The 15,216-nt window shown below is 54.6% G+C and carries 14 protein-coding genes; 4 read left to right on the plus strand and 10 right to left on the minus strand.

Annotated elements, in window-relative coordinates:
• Window positions 1-26 precede the first annotated feature (26 nt).
• The 4 genes from LAO76_14180 to LAO76_14195 all read left to right on the plus strand — a co-directional run bounded on the left by LAO76_14180 (window position 27) and on the right by LAO76_14195 (window position 3,909).
• Complete coding sequence (locus LAO76_14180; protein ID MBZ5492076.1) at window positions 27-1,307, plus strand: radical SAM protein; 1,281 nt, start codon at window positions 27-29, stop codon at window positions 1,305-1,307.
• Window positions 1,308-1,348: 41 nt separating this feature from the next.
• A complete protein-coding gene (locus LAO76_14185; protein ID MBZ5492077.1) occupies window positions 1,349-2,383 on the plus strand; it encodes a hypothetical protein in 1,035 nt (344 codons plus the stop codon).
• A gap of 233 nt (window positions 2,384-2,616) precedes the next feature.
• On the plus strand, window positions 2,617-3,276 hold the full coding sequence (locus LAO76_14190; protein MBZ5492078.1) for a hypothetical protein: 660 nt from the start codon (window positions 2,617-2,619) through the stop codon (window positions 3,274-3,276).
• Between the two features lie 237 nt (window positions 3,277-3,513).
• Window positions 3,514-3,909, plus strand: a complete 396-nt coding sequence (locus LAO76_14195) for a VOC family protein (GenBank protein MBZ5492079.1) — start codon at window positions 3,514-3,516, stop codon at window positions 3,907-3,909.
• A gap of 534 nt (window positions 3,910-4,443) precedes the next feature.
• Here LAO76_14195 and LAO76_14200 read toward each other — a convergent pair.
• The 10 genes from LAO76_14200 to LAO76_14245 all read right to left on the minus strand — a co-directional run bounded on the left by LAO76_14200 (window position 4,444) and on the right by LAO76_14245 (window position 15,209).
• Complete coding sequence (locus LAO76_14200; GenBank protein MBZ5492080.1) at window positions 4,444-5,997, minus strand: Do family serine endopeptidase; 1,554 nt, start codon at window positions 5,995-5,997, stop codon at window positions 4,444-4,446.
• A 121-nt stretch (window positions 5,998-6,118) separates the two neighbouring features.
• Entirely contained in the window at window positions 6,119-7,492 is a 1,374-nt protein-coding gene (locus tag LAO76_14205) for a M48 family metalloprotease (protein MBZ5492081.1), read from the minus strand.
• Window positions 7,489-7,875: a BlaI/MecI/CopY family transcriptional regulator gene (locus tag LAO76_14210; protein ID MBZ5492082.1), complete on the minus strand. Its 387-nt coding sequence runs from the start codon at window positions 7,873-7,875 to the stop codon at window positions 7,489-7,491. Before LAO76_14210 ends, LAO76_14205 begins: the two co-directional genes overlap by 4 nt.
• A 136-nt stretch (window positions 7,876-8,011) precedes the next feature.
• A complete protein-coding gene (locus tag LAO76_14215) occupies window positions 8,012-8,431 on the minus strand; it encodes a hypothetical protein (protein MBZ5492083.1) in 420 nt (139 codons plus the stop codon).
• A 234-nt stretch (window positions 8,432-8,665) separates the two neighbouring features.
• Window positions 8,666-9,643: an XdhC family protein gene (locus tag LAO76_14220; protein ID MBZ5492084.1), complete on the minus strand. Its 978-nt coding sequence runs from the start codon at window positions 9,641-9,643 to the stop codon at window positions 8,666-8,668.
• A 61-nt stretch (window positions 9,644-9,704) separates the two neighbouring features.
• Window positions 9,705-10,847, minus strand: coding sequence for a VWA domain-containing protein (locus tag LAO76_14225; GenBank protein ID MBZ5492085.1), 1,143 nt, complete (start codon window positions 10,845-10,847; stop codon window positions 9,705-9,707).
• Between the two features lie 3 nt (window positions 10,848-10,850).
• Complete coding sequence (locus tag LAO76_14230; protein MBZ5492086.1) at window positions 10,851-11,759, minus strand: MoxR family ATPase; 909 nt, start codon at window positions 11,757-11,759, stop codon at window positions 10,851-10,853.
• A complete protein-coding gene (locus LAO76_14235) occupies window positions 11,759-12,370 on the minus strand; it encodes an SRPBCC family protein (GenBank protein ID MBZ5492087.1) in 612 nt (203 codons plus the stop codon). The genes LAO76_14230 and LAO76_14235 overlap by 1 nt, the downstream gene beginning before the upstream one ends.
• A gap of 2 nt (window positions 12,371-12,372) precedes the next feature.
• A complete protein-coding gene (locus tag LAO76_14240; GenBank protein MBZ5492088.1) occupies window positions 12,373-14,724 on the minus strand; it encodes a carbon-monoxide dehydrogenase large subunit in 2,352 nt (783 codons plus the stop codon).
• Complete coding sequence (locus LAO76_14245) at window positions 14,724-15,209, minus strand: (2Fe-2S)-binding protein (GenBank protein ID MBZ5492089.1); 486 nt, start codon at window positions 15,207-15,209, stop codon at window positions 14,724-14,726. Before LAO76_14245 ends, LAO76_14240 begins: the two co-directional genes overlap by 1 nt.
• Between the last annotated feature and the right edge of the window lie 7 nt (window positions 15,210-15,216).

The raw sequence follows: 15,216 nt of genomic DNA on the forward strand, positions 1-15,216 counted from the left end.
ACGAACCGTAAGTTAAGGACCCATCCGTGCAGTCAGCCAAGGCCAGTACTGCCAATTCCAATTGCTCCTTGCCAAAGGCTTGCCCTGAGGGCGCAAAGTGCCATTTACTGGTTGTTAAAGTTGCGAGCCGTTGCAACCTGAATTGTTCTTATTGTTATGTATACAATGCAGGCGACAACAGCTACCTGCAGCAGCCGGCTGTTATGTCAGACGAGACCATGGATGCTGTGGTGCAGCGAGCGGCAACACATTGCCGCCAGCATGGCATTAAGCTATTCACATTCGTGTTTCACGGCGGTGAGCCGCTGCTGGCCGGTCAAAATTTCTTTCGCCGTTTTGTAGCGCAGGTAGCCAGTCATTTTCCAGCGGAAACCAAACCTCTTTTTTGCCTTCAGACCAACGGTACTCTCTTAACGAGGGACTGGTGCAAATTACTATCTGAGTTGAATATTGGAATTGGCATCAGCATGGATGGTCCTAAGGAGTTCAACGATATCCATCGGGTCTATCACTCCGGCAAAGGGTCCTACGACCACGTGCTGGCGGGCTGGGAGGCAGCAAAATCGTGCGGCCTCCGGCCAGGGCTTCTTGCCGTCGTGAATATAAAAGCTGATCCGCTTGAGGTCTATCGCCACGCCAAGGAACTGAATCCCCGCTCGATCGATTTCCTGCTTCCCGACTCTACACATGACAAACTTCCTCCAGGCCAAGTGGCTGGTAAGGAAACTACTCTGTACGCTGACTGGTTGCTGGAAATATTTAAAGTCTGGGTGGCTGAGGCAGAGTCGCCGTTTCGCATACGACTATTCACACACCTCATGCGTACTATCCTAGGGGCCAATGATTCTTTTGACAATTTCAGCCAAGACCCAAACGAAGTAATGATCATAGAAACAAACGGCGCAATCGAGTCTTTAGATGTGCTTAAAGTCTGCCGCCATGGCATTACCAAATCTTTTACCAATGTGCTGACACACGAGCTCGACGAAGCATTTGACAATGAGATGGTCAGTCTTTATTACAACAGTGGCCGGCAGCTGTCCACGACCTGCCGCCAATGCCTCATCCAAAGCGTTTGCGCCGGAGGTTATTTACCGCATCGCTACCGCCGGGACAATGGTTTTGACAATCCGTCAGTGTACTGCCATGACCTGATGAAGCTGATTACCGAAATACAAAGCTGGGTGGTTGCACATTTACCGGAGGAATTAAGGATTGAAAACTCTCTGATCCCGGTGACATATGCACAAGCCCGCGCTCATCTTCAAATTGCTTTTCAAATTTCTTCAGGACATATTTCTGAGTAGTAGCCGTGCATTGCTCGGGGGTAAATCGACAGCCAATGCGAATGGCAGAATTCCTTGAACGGTTATGCGGTGTCCTTGAATGGAACGATAGCTCATTTTCAAACACCGTGCATGACAAATATTATTGCCATCTTACTGAAAGATTGGAAGCGGCAGTTGCGGCCGTTACAGTTTCCGATCCAGATGCAGGAGAAGCTGCGCATCTTTTGCTGGAAGCGCTGCCCCCGGCGCAACGCCTGGACTTTATTTCCGCTCCGCACATTGCCGCCTCCATCATTTCTCCGGAGGTGTTCCGCCGGAGCGAGAGCCGAAATTTCTTTTTGAAAGCTCTCGGCATTGCTGCAGGCTGCGTTTCTGATCATGACGCACCCCTCTACAATCAACGAGGAGAGTTAGTGAACGGCCCTCATGAGGTTCCGCCTAATAATGATTACAGGATAAGTTTTGGAGGAGATTTACCAATCCCGTTTATGGACCGCGGCGGGAACTCCTTGAGTCCCATCCTGGGAGACGATGCACAGCACATCCTTGACAAGGTAACAGGCGCCGGGAATCTGGTGCGAAATGTAAATGAAAAGGCTTACGCTTTTTCGCGGCAATATACAGAGGTTTTGGTCTTCCGCTACGAGTCTCAGTATCCAGCGGATTTTTCGTCCGGCTCATTTCAAACACTTCCCGGTTTCAGCTTGATTTGTAATTGCCATTTGACCACGGCGACTGAAGCTGTACTTGCAGATGCGATCATCCATGAAGCGATTCACAGCATCATCTATCAATTTGAGTCCTTCGGTGAACCACTGCGGAGAAAGGGCAAGCGGACGAACTTCCAGGTCGTTTCTCCATGGACCGGCACCACACTTGGCGTGGAGTCTTTTGCCCAGGCCTGTCTGGTCTGGTTTGGATTGCTTCATTTTTGGAAATCGGCATGCGATCATGGGAAAGAACCAGTGGCTTTGTATGAACGAGCAAAAAAAGGGTTTGTCTCACCCAATTATGCGAGCGTTTGCCATTCAACCGAAGCTCATCTATCCGCAGATGTCGCTTTGGTCCTAGCAAAACTGCAAAGCTTTTTGTGAGTCTTAAATGTCATCTTCTTTTATTCATACTCTTTGCCCAGACTTTCTGGTCTGGGATCTCGGACCGTCATCAGTGTTATCCATGTTAATCAAGTGGTAAAATCCCTGCTTTTTACAATTCTTTACTTCCGCTCTCTCTAACACGCCACAGTTCTTTACTTTTGCCAGCGCAACAACTTCCCCTGCGCGGGTTTGTATTGATAACGAACCCACCTTATCAAGGAGAGCCATCCATGCGCTTACGCGCGATCTTATTCTCAGCCATTTTGTGTCTACCGCTGTTGAGCTTTGCCCAGCAGGAAACCAGCCAGGTAGCAACACGCGGGAACATCTACGGGGGATACTCCCTGCTTCATTCCAGCAATGACCTCGGCAGCACCAGCATCGGGGGCAGCAATTTCAACCTCGGCGGCAGTCTTGGTGGATGGGAAGCCCAAGGAACCTTCAACTTCACCCGCCATTTCGGCCTCACCGCCGACTTCAGTGGCAACTCCAAACAACTGGCCGGTATTTCCGGGCTCGGTTTTTCGGCCGGCACGCAACAGCACATGTATGACATGCTGTTTGGTCCCACTGTCACCGGCTACTTCGGCAAAAGCTCGGTCTTTGGACACGCGCTGTTCGGCGTGGCGCTCTCCAGCCTGAGCGCAGGTGTAAGCGTGCCGATCCTGGGCGGAATCTCTGCTCCGCTGGATAACTCCAACGCATTCGCTATGGCTTTTGGCGGCGGCATCGACATTGGCCTCTCGCGCCACTTCGCCATCCGCGCGGCGCAGGTAGATTACATCCGCACAAATTTCAACACGCTCGACTCGCTGACCGGCCTTACCTCCGGCACCAGCAGCAACCAAAACAACTTCCGCTATTCCGGCGGCGTCATCTGGAGGTTCTAGTTCGCGGCAAAGAGAAGACAATGCCTGCGGCTGAAGCCGCAGGCATTTTTTATTTGTGACGGTGAAAAGTTCAAACAGAGAAACAACGGACGTTGTGTTAGGAGAGTACCCACCTTTTGCTAAAAAGCGCGCAAAGGAGAGAACACCCAGCCACCATCACGCCAGTTCCCGATTGCGCGCACCGCTCGGCGTAAGCTATAAACTTGTGGCTGTATTCGAAGCCACGGCGGTTGCGCTATGTTGAACACGATTGCTCCCTTTTTTATTGTCGACGATCTGGCCGCTACGCTTGCCTTCTACCAGTCCAAACTGGGGTTTGACGTTCGCTATAAGGGCGGAGGCGATGGGACCGGCGATGACTTCTGGGCCATCGTTGGACGCGACCGGGTCATGCTCATGCTCAAGGCCATCAAGCCCGAGGTCCAACCGCAGCCGAACCATACGCGCCATGAATGGGCTCCCTGGGACGCGTATATCAACGCCGAAGATCCCGACGCACTGTACGCAGAGTTCACCGGCAGGCAGGTTCCCATGCATCGGGAGTTGGCCAATACCCACGATGGACTCAGGGCCTTTGAGGTCATCGACAACAATGGGTATGTGTTGTGCTTTGGGCGGCCAGTGGAGAAGTAAGGACAGCGTCTCTACGCCGCATCGCCTCACTAGCGCTGGTTTGCGGGGATGTGCTCGCAGGAAGAGCTTGCTGGCTGTTTTTGAGTCCGGTAAGCCAGCACTCATCGAGGACGGAAAAAAATCTGGACACATGCTTTACCAGATCGAAGTCAATTCTGGGCCACGTATACGACTGCGATCCGGAGCCGCATGCGACCAAAAAGTTTGTCCCAGCAGCCTGCGGCAAACATTGGTATTCCAGCTTGCTTGCCAATCCAGAGATAAGAAGCTGTGCGGCGGAAATCAGGTGATCAGGTGATCAGGTGATCTGGTGATATTGGCAGGCTCGCGGAAAGTGCCTGAATTAACGACAACCAACGTCGGAGGCGTCGCGAATCCCAGCGCATAATGTGCCGAGCTACAAATTGCAAATGGGATGGGACTTTCGAACACCAACCCAACCTTAATAGATTCTGGGCGATCAATGTAGCGCAGAATATTCCATAAAAAAGGCGCACCCTCATCAAAAAGGATGCGCCTGTTCAGGGAGAGAACTTACTCGCCGTTCTGGCCAGAGCCTGGTTCGGCGGCGTGCATTACTCGGAAGGAACTGCCGCCATTGGCCCACACCAGCACCATTGCATCTTTGCCGGCGGGGACGTTGCCCAGTTCGCGCTTTACGTCTTCGGCGGTTTGAACCGGCTTGCGGTTGACTTCCAGGATAACGTCGCCACGGCTGATGCCGGCATTATCTGCCGGGCTTCCGGGCTGTACGTCAGTTACCACAACACCCTTGACGTTCGAAGGGAGTTGCAACTGGTCACGCATGTCGGCATTCAGGTTTTCAAGTGCCACGCCCCAGCGGGCCTTGCCGTGGTTTTCGCCGGAGTTGGACGCGGTCTCGTCGGACTTCTTGTTGATTGATTCCAGCGTTACCGGCAGATTCAGGCTCTTGCCATCACGCATTACCTGCAGCGTCACTTTGTTCCCCGGGCGCTGCCCGCTGATAGCGGCCTGCAACTGGCCCGCGTTGTCCACCTTTTTACCGTTCATTTCGGTGATCACGTCGCCCACTTTCAAGCCTGCTTTCGAGCCGGGCGAGTCAGGATCAACCTGGCTGACCAGTGCGCCGCTTGCGTTGTCCAGATGGAAGAAGCTCGCGTTTTCCGGAGTCACATCATTGATGCCCACGCCGATTCGTGCGTGCTCGATCTTGCCGTCTTTGAGCAGCGTGTCAATTACGGGCCGCGCAATCTGCGTTGGAATGGCAAAGCCCATTCCGGCAAAGCTGCCGGAAGGCGAGATCAGGAACGTGTTGATGCCGATGACTTCACCATGCGCGTTCACCAGCGGCCCTCCGGAATTTCCTGGATTGATGGCCGCATCGGTCTGGATAAATTCACCAGGCTTGCGCGCGTCATCACTGTAAGGGTTAGGACGGTTCAAAGCACTCACAATGCCGCGCGTCACGGTGAAACGAAAGTTAAACGGATTGCCGAAGGCCAGAACTGTCTGTCCCGGCTTGAGAGCGGTTGAGTCGCCCCAGGGCAGGCTCGGAAAACCGCTGCCGCTCACTTTGATCACGGCCAGGTCCGTCATGGGATCGGCGCCAATCAATTTTGCCGGCAGAACGCGGCGATCGTTCAGCGTAACGCGAATGTCCGTTGCGCCGTCGATGACGTGATTGTTCGTCACAATATAGCCATCGGGTGAAATGATGATTCCGCTGCCCAGCCCATGCTCCACGCGCGGGCCTTGGCGTCCTTGCGGACCCTGTGGTCCAAATCCAAACGGCCCAAAGAACCGCTGGATTTCGTCCTGGTCCTGACCAGAGATCTGCTGCTGCTTTGCCCGTGAAGTCACGGTCACGTTTACCACTGCGGGCGTCACGTGCGCCGCAAGGGATTCCATTGCGCGATCAAGCGCGGAAATCGCGCTTACACTGTTGTCATCAAGGGCCGCGGCTGCGGGCGCTACACTAGCGGCATTCGCCGGCGCGGGTTTAAGAAATTCATACCCTCCAAAGCTCGCAGTGAGCGCTAGCATCAGAACTGCTGCCAGCGTCTTGCCTTTCAGGAGAGACTTCCATTGCTGCATTGGCGTTTTCATCTGCTTCTTTTCTCCATGTAATTTTGATTTCGGTGTTCTTTAAAAACGATCTTTACAACTAGTTATTTAGTTTTTCAAAGCCAGAGTTCAACTTGCCGCCTCCGGCGCTATAAAAAATCCTCTAAATCTTTTGGGGTTTGGGTACTACCTTGGTTTGCGGCTGCAAGCTCACCTGCCACATGTGCACTTGCCAGCTCTGCTGCTCGCCAGAAGCGGTTCGCTGCGTAACTACAAAAAACATGTCTTCACGTACCGTTACGTATTGCTCCGGTACAGGTGATTGGTTCTTGGCCATCATCACCAGCGGTTGCGCCTTCTTTGGACGAATGACCCGGCGCGCATGTCGAATATTGTTCTTCGGCGCGAGCGCCGCTTTCGCTTTTGTTGGGGCAATCACTTCGCCATCGGTCTTCAAACTTGCCGGCACCATACGGACTTCTGGACCATCGGCGCTCCTTTTCGCCGCAGGTATTGGAGCAATCTTGATTTTCTGCTGGCTACTCGCCTGGGTCTTCGCGGCCGCTGCTGCATCGGCAAACCCAACCAGTTCCGGCGTGAATGAAGCTGGAACGGCGCACAGCAGCGCAACAACCATCACCACCGGTACAGCCGGCTTCCACATTTGCGTTGTCTGTGGGCGCTCAGGATCCAAAATTCTGGTAACGCGCGCAGTCAATTGCCGAACGCGGCCAACCGCGGCCTGTGCCAGCGCAATTTGTTTCCGCAGAAAACTTCTTTCCGCCACGCGCGCCAGGCATTCCGCATAGCCCGCCGGTGTGCCGGAATGCACCAGAACGGCGTCGTCGCAAGCCATCTCGCGGTCGAGTGAAAGCCTGCGCTCAATCCACCACACGCTCGGCAGGAAGAACAACAGTGCTTTCAAAATCTTTTGCGCCAAGTTCGTCCAATCGTCGCGGCGACGAAGGTGCGCCAGTTCATGCAACAAAATGTATTTCAACTCTTCAGCCGGGGTGTTCTCCAGCATCCATGCTGGAAGCATCACAGCAGCTTTGCGGAAGCCGATTGCCGTTGGCACTTCCAACCGCTCTGAAACAAGTACTGAAACTGGACGGGACTTCTGCGCGTCCTCAATCAAAGAGCGTATGTCCGCAGGCACGGACTCCATTGCCACCGGCGCGGCATTAGACCGCAACCGGCGCAGCTGGAATGTCGCAAGAACAACGCGCGCCAGACCTGCCAAAGCAATAGCCGCCCATCCAAAGAACAGGTATGCGGCAAATGAAGTTGAAACCGTGAATACCGCGGGCGCATCGCTTGGCGCGGCAGGTCTCTGTTCAAGATAAAAACTCAATACTGGCAACAGGGCTGTCGCCAGCAAGGTTGAAAACCAAACGGCAAAATTCGTCCGTGAATCTCTTTTGGGAAAGAACTGCAACAGAATCCAGACGGCGGCCGCCAGCAGGGTTCCGCCCACTGCGCTAAACAACAAGCGCTGTGAAACTGCGGTCGCCATGCCATTCAAATCAACCATCATGGCTTCCCCCTGTGTTCTTGCAGCAACTGGCCCAGACGCTTGAGTTCGTCCGCATTGATGCTTTTGTCTTCAAGAATGTTGAGCACTAATAATTCGTGGGAATCCTTAAAGAAGCGCCCAACCAGGTTTTTGATCTCAAAGCGCGTGGCTTCCTGCTTGCCTACCAAAGGAGCATAGACGTGCGCCCGCCCCTCTTTTACGTGCTGCACATATCCCTTCTTTTCCAGAATGCGGATTGTGGTGAGCACAGTGTTATATGCAAGGGGGAATTTTTCCGGCAATGCCTCTAGCACTTGGTGAACAGTCGCCGGCCCCGTTTGCCATAAGACCTCCATGAGGCGGAGTTCAGCTTCGGTCAACGTTGGCGATTTCTTCGGCGGCACGGCTCCCTTTGCTCCTTAGACTCCCTGAGAGATTTCCTATGTATATATAGACGCAGCTCAATCAAAATAGTAACTAATTCTTTAGTTATTTTGGAAGGAAATTTTATAGTCTTGTAGACTATTGATTTTATTAGGCTTACCTGACCCTGTCGCCGACTCTTTCAAAACGCCCGCGATGCTCTTCTACCAGCTTGCGGAGCTGCGTTTGCAGCGAATTCACCGTTTCAAACAGGGATTGGATCCCATTCGTCTGCCAGGTTACGCCTTGACGATCAATATCAGTACAAAGGTCTTTCAACATTTGGTTGGAGCGGCGCAGGCGCTCCGCAGCCACAAAAGACAAGACCTTCGCGGGGTCCTTTTGTGCCTCGACAGCGCTGAGCAATTCGCTCACTGTCCACGCGGTGAGGCGGGCATTATCCAGAACATGGCGAAATTCCTGCAGAGGTACCAGCTCTGGAGTCGCTCCCGCTTTAAAGGCTAGTTCTATCTCTCTCAGTTCACTTGAAATCTCCTTCAAGCGACTGGAAAATGCACCCGGAAGGGCATCGTTCATTCTTGCACCTCTTGCTGGATACGTTATCCCAAGTGAATGTCGCCACACATTAAAAAACACTTAGAAAGCCTAGGAGATGGTTACTAATGTGATGTCAGATCGGTGGAGTGGGATGAAACGATACGATTCGGATGCATAAAGATGGAAGGTCGCTTCCATTTGTGGATAAATCTCTGCGGTCTCGACGAAATTGTGTCTTCGGATCCGATCGTTCGTGACACTTGCAAACAGTGCCTACCCCGCCAGATATCGCTCTGGGGATTGCTCAAATTTCTGTTTGCAGCCGGCACAACAGAAGTAAAAAATCTTTCCCTGGAACTCGGCCTTATGTTTTGCTTTGCTTTTCTCTACAGTCATCCCGCAGATGGGATCCTTCGCATCATTCTGGATCACATTCAGCGCAGCGCTGGCTGCGGGCTTGGCGGCAGACTTGGCTTCTCTGGCCCGTATCTGCACGATCTCAGCGAGAATGCTCACGGCAATTTCCTCTGGCGATGTCGCCCCGATATTTAATCCGGCGGGCGCACGCACGCGGCTGTTTTTTTCACGGCTCACGCCGCGCGATTCCAGAAATTCCATCACCTTGGCGGCCTTCGTCTTGCTCGCCACAAACGCGACATACAGCGCGTCGCTGTTCACAGCTTGCTCCAGCGCTTCTTCGTCGCCTTCACCCTGCGTTGACACCACAATAAACGCCTGCGCATTTATCTTCCCACCCGGCAGCTTGAAATCATCGGTCGTAATGCTCTCAACGCCGTCAACGCCCTCTTTGGGACTTTCAGAAGAGACCACGGAAACCCCGTACCCAATCGTGCTTCCAAGTTGCGCCAGAATTCGCGCGACAGGAGACCGGCCCAGAATCATGATCTGTGGCTTGGGCTTTACCGGTTCAAGATAGATGTCCAACGCTCCTCCGCTGTGGCACGTCATGGTGTAATCCACAATTCCCTCTTCCGGATTGCTGTCAGAAGGGCTGATCCGCACCAGCCTGGGGCGTCCATCAGCCTGCGCATTCAGCGCCTCTTTCACTACCACCAGCTGCGCGCAGCCGCCGCCAATCCATCCCAATATTCTGCCGTCCGCGTGGATGATGGCCTTGTCTCCCGGCTTTCCGGAAGTGGGAGGCAGGGCACGCACCACCGTCGCCGTGACGAATGATTCGCCCCGGGCGATTAACTCTGCCGTCTCTTTGAGGAACTGATCAAACATCATGGCATTCGTCTCTTATTGCTTCATAACTCCAGCGGCAAACATCTCGACGACTGTCCTACTTTCATCCGTGCCTCAAATACGTTTCCAAATTCAGTAGGCTTTCCAGATTATGCGCCGGAGCAAATACGTCGATATAAGGAAGCGCCGCGCTCATCCCGCGCGTGATGGGCTGGTAATCGGCCATTCCCAGCAGCGGATTCAACCAAATCAGTTTGCGCACTCGTCTCTTGATAGCACTGAGTTCTTCGGCCAGCACCGCCGGATCTCCGGTCTCCCAACCATCACTCAAGACCATGAATACTGTGTCGCGGGAAAAGAGCCGTCTTCCCTGGAGTTTAGTTAATTGCCGCAGCGAGTCACCAATCTTCGTTCCGCCCGACCATCCAGCAGCGTGGCCTGCCAATGATTCCAAAGCATCCCGCAGCTGCCGCGCGCGCAGCGCTGAAGTAATTTCCGTCAGTTGGGTGCTGAACAGAAAAGTGTCCACACGCTTGAAATATTTTTGCAGAGCATAAGCGAACCGGACAAAGAAAATGCTGTAAGGATTCATGGAACCGCTTACATCCAGCGCAATCACCAGCTTCAAGGGCTGCAATTTTCGCTTGCGGAAGCTGAGATCGATTGGATCTCCGCCACGCCCAATGCTTCGGCGGATCGTTCGGCGTAAATCGACTCTGCCTCGCATCGCCAGGCTTCTGATCCGGCGCGAAAGCCGCAGACTCATCTGCTGCAACAGCCGCAATGAAATCTTCTCCAGTTCGGCCAGATCAGCCTGCTTGACCTCAGAGAAATCGGCTTTCTTGAGTCGCTCATGCACCGTCGCGCCCATCACGGCTTTGCCTTCTTCAGCGTCAGCCAGCGCCGAGCTGCTCTCTACCAGTGCCGCTAGTTCGGCGTTCTCCTGCTGCGACTCCTGTTCGCGCACGTTCTTATTGCGCCTGCTGCTCAGTGAATTCTTGGAAGCCTCTGATCTGCTCCAGAATGCATCAAAGATTTCGTCAAAAATGTCCCAGTCGGCCTTTGTCGAACAAAGCACAGCACGCAGCGCAAACTTCAGATTCTGCCGCTCCTCAATCCCAACGGCGCTGGCAGCTCGCACTGCTTCAAGACTTTCCTTTACTCCTGCCGCAATCCCGTTCGCCCGCGCAAATCGACAGAACTCGACAATCGTCCGTTCCAAACCCGGCGCTTCTTCTATCGTCATCACTCAGCCAACTTCCGTCAGCATTTTTTCAATGCCTGCTGCCTTGATCCTGGCCGTGTCTTCCATAGACTTGGAAAGACAGCCTAGCGTATCTTCCACCGATTCGCGGTCCACCATGTTCTTACCCAGCGACGCGAGTGCCTGCGCCCAGTCCAGCGTTTCCGCAACTCCCGGCGCTTTCGCCAAGTTCAGCCGCCGCACGGACTGCACAAACGCAACGATCTGCCGTTCAAACTCCGCGCCAATTCCCGGCAGCCGCGCCGCAACGATCTTCATCTCTTTTTCCAGGGTGGGATATTCAATCCAGTGGTATAAGCAGCGGCGCTTCAGTGCGTCACCCAGCTCGCGGCTGCGGTTTGACGTAAGAATCACCATCGGCAAATGTTTGGCCTTTACCGTCCCCAGCTCTGGAATGCTGATCTGAAAATCCGAAAGCAATTCCAGCAGAAAAGCCTCAAACGCCTCGTCGGCGCGGTCCACTTCATCCACCAACAGCACCGGCGAGAATTCTTTTTCCTGGATTGCCTGCAGCAGCGGACGCTCCATCAGAAAATCGCGGCTGAAGATGTGCTTCTCTTTTTCCTCCACCGACAAGCTGGTTCGCTCTTCAATCTTGATGGCCAGCAACTGCTTCTGGTAGTTCCACTCATAGACCGCGGAGTTGACGTCGAGCCCCTCATAACACTGGAGCCGAATCAGTCGCGTATCCAGCATCGCCGCCAGCGTCTTCGCAACCTCGGTCTTGCCTAGCCCTGCATGGCCTTCCAGCAATAGTGGCTTGGCCAGACTCACAGCCAGATAAATCGCCGTTGCCAGCGCCGGATCGGTGATATAGCCGAGTTGCTCAAAGCGGCGCGCCAACGCTTGCGGATCGCGCACTGCTTTGTCTTTATGGATGGTAAGAGACGGCATCACTTGGCGCCGGGATCGCCTGGGGATTTCGTCGGTTCGGGCTTGGCCTCTTCGCTTCCCGAATGTCTGGTAACAGCAGCCTTCAAAGCGGAAAAAGCTACGCCAACGGCGCTGATCGGTTTTGCTGCGGCAGTCGTGGCCTCTGCGCCCGCCGCGTCCGGCGACTGCAATTGTTTTTTAAAGTTGCTCACAAACTGCTCAAACATAATGTTTGAAACTTCTGTGATCACGCGACCGCCCATCTGGGCCAGAATGCCAACCACGTTGAGCTCAGAAATATTGATAACTTCGGTCCCGCCATCCACCCCGCGCAGCTTGCCGGTCATCTTCATCGATGCGCTGCCCTTCCCGCGCACGTCCTGGCCCTTCCCCAGGATTTCTATCTCATGCGCGGTGTCGTCCTTGCGCACGATCTGCACTTCGCCTTTGTAATCGGTAACGCTCGGGCCGACCTTGACCTTGATGGCTCCTTTATATGTGCGCTCGTCCACCTGCTCTGTGATCTGCGCTCCGGGAACGCACACGCCGACTTTTTTGGGATCGCTCAAAAACGCCCAGACTTTCTCCACCGGCTCATCCACCCGGAACGTCTTTTCGATCTTTATCGCCATCCTTAGCCCGTGATTCCCTTCTCCTTCAGGATATTCCACACCTTCCACGGCGTAATAGGCATTTCAATGTGCTTTACCCCGAGATGCGAAAGCGCGTCCACCACGGCGTTCACGAATGCTCCCGGTGATCCAACGGTGGGTGACTCGCCCACTCCCTTGGCGCCAAACGGATGATGCGGTGACGGCGTTGTGGTTTTACCTGTCTCCCAGTGCGGCGTTTCGACGGCCGTAGGTATCAGGTAGTCCATAAAGGTGCCGCCCTGCACGTTGCCGCTTTCGTCGTAGCCAATCTCCTGCATGAAAGCGATGGCAAAACCTTCGGTCAGGCCACCATGGATCTGGCCTTCCACAATCATCGGATTAATGATGTTGCCGCAATCGTCCACCGCCACAAAGCGGCGGACCTTGATCTCGCCCGTACCTTTATCTATATCGACCACGGCGATATAGGTACCAAACGGGAAAGTCAGGTTCGGCGGATCGTAATAATTCACAGCTTCCAATCCAGCCTCAAGCCCCGGCGGAATATTTGTGTAAGCCGCAAACGCGATTTCCTGGATCGTCTTGGCCTTGCTCGGCGCGCCTTTCACAAAGAATTTTCCCGGCTCCCATTCCAGATCCTCTTCACTGGCTTCCAGCAGAAAGGCCGCGATCTTCTTCGCCTTCTCTCGGATCTTTCTTGCCGCCATCGCCGTGGCCGCGCCAGAGGTCGGCGTGCTGCGGCTGGCGTACGTTCCCAAACCGTAAGGAGCGGTATCGGTGTCGCCTTCTTCCACCTGCACGTCTTTGGCCGGGATTCCCAGCTCCTGCGCCACGATCTGCGCGTAAGTAGTCTCGTGTCCCTGGCCCTGGCTCTTGGTCCCCATGCGGCAAATCGCTTTGCCCGTAGGATGGATGCGGATCTCGGCGCTGTCGAACATCTTGATGCCCAGAATGTCAAACGTATGCGCCGGACCGGCGCCGACGATTTCCGTGAAACTGGAAATGCCGATTCCCATCAGCTCGCCCTTCTTGCGCTTTTCCGCCTGCTCTTTGAGCAGCGCGTCGTAGCCGACTGTGTCGAGCGCCAGCTTCATGGCGGCGTGGTAGTCGCCGCTGTCATAGGTCCAGCCCAGCGGTGATTTGTAAGGAAACTTTGCCGCCGGAATAAAGTTCTTCTGGCGCAGCTCAACCGGGTCCATCTTCAGATCATCGGCCAGCACATCCATGACGCGCTCAATTAGATATGCAGCTTCAGTCACGCGGAATGAGCAGCGGTAGGCAATGCCGCCCGGCGCTTTGTTGGTATAGACGCCATCCACTTCGCAGAAAGCATTCGGGAATTCATAAGAACCGGTGCAGATGCTGAACAGCCCGGCGGGAAACTTCGTCGGCTGTGCCGCGGCGTTGAACGCTCCGTGATCGGCCAGCGTCTTTACCCGCATGGCCTTCACCTTTCCGTCTTTGTCGGCGGCGATCTCGGCGGTCATGTGATAGTCGCGGGCAAACCCCGTGGACTGCAAATTCTCTGAGCGCGTCTCAATCCACTTCACCGGACGCCCCAGCGTAAGTGACGCCACCACCGCGCACACATATCCCGGATATACCGGCACTTTGTTGCCGAAGCCGCCGCCAATATCCGGTGCGATGATGCGGATGTTCTGCTCCGGAATGCCGCCCACCAGCGCAAACACCGTGCGATGCGCGTGCGGGGCCTGCGAGGTCAGCCAGACCGTGAGTTTTTCCGTGGCCTTGTTGTAGTCGGCCACGCAGCCGCAGGTTTCCAGCGGCGCAGGATGGCAACGTGGCGACAGCGCATTCACCTTGGAAACCACCGCAGCCTCCTTGAAGGCTTTGTCGGTGGCCGCTTTGTCGCCTACTTCCCAATGGAATATCTTGTTGTTTTTTTCGGTGCGATCTTCGCGCAGGAGCGGAGCGTCGGCATCCATCGCCTTGTGTGGGTCCACCAGCACCGGCAGCTCTTCGTAATCCACTTCCACTAGTTCGGCGGCATCGGCCGCAGCATAGCGGTCTTCCGCCACTACAAAAGCAACTTCCTGCGCCTGGAACAGCACCTTGCCCGTGGCCAGCACCATCTGCTTGTCGTAAGAAAGTGTTGGCATCCATGCCAGATTGGCTTTGGCCAGGTCTTCTCCGGTGATGATCGCCAGCACGCCGGGAATTTTCTTGGCGGCATCTGTATTGATGCTCTTAATGCGGGCGTGTGCGTACGGGCTGCGCACCATCTGCGCGTAGACCATGTGTGGCAGGTTCACGTCGTCAACATAATTGCCCTTGCCCTGGAGAAAACGCGAATCCTCCTTGCGCTTCATGCTGTGGCCCATGCCGCTGATTTCTGCGCTTGTCTTGTGCATCACTTACCTCCCTGCGCCATCTTCTTGGAGGCGAACTGTACGGCCTTAACGATGTTTTGATATCCGGTGCAGCGGCAGAGATTGCCGGAAATTCCCCAGCGTATCTCCGCTTCGGTTGGGTTGGGGGTCTTCTTCAGCAGCGCATAAGTGGACATCAGCATTCCCGGCGTGCAGAAACCGCATTGCAGTCCATGCTCTTCTTTAAATCCTTCCTGCAAAGGATGGAGAGCGCCGTTGCTTGGCAGACCTTCTACAGTCATGATCTCCGCGCCATCCGCCTGGACGGCAAACACCGTGCAGGATTTCACGGTCTTTCCGTTCATCAGAACGGTACATGCGCCGCAGTTGCTGGTGTCGCAGCCGACGTGCGTCCCCGTGAGCCCCAGTTGCTCGCGGATGAAGTGCACCAGCAACATTCTGGGCTCAGCGGCAACTTCGCGCTCCTCGCCGTTGATCTTGAGTTTGATCAATTCTTTTTTCGCCATCCGAATT

The sequence above is a fragment of the Terriglobia bacterium genome (assembly GCA_020072645.1).
Taxonomy (GTDB): domain Bacteria; phylum Acidobacteriota; class Terriglobia; order Terriglobales; family Acidobacteriaceae; genus Angelobacter.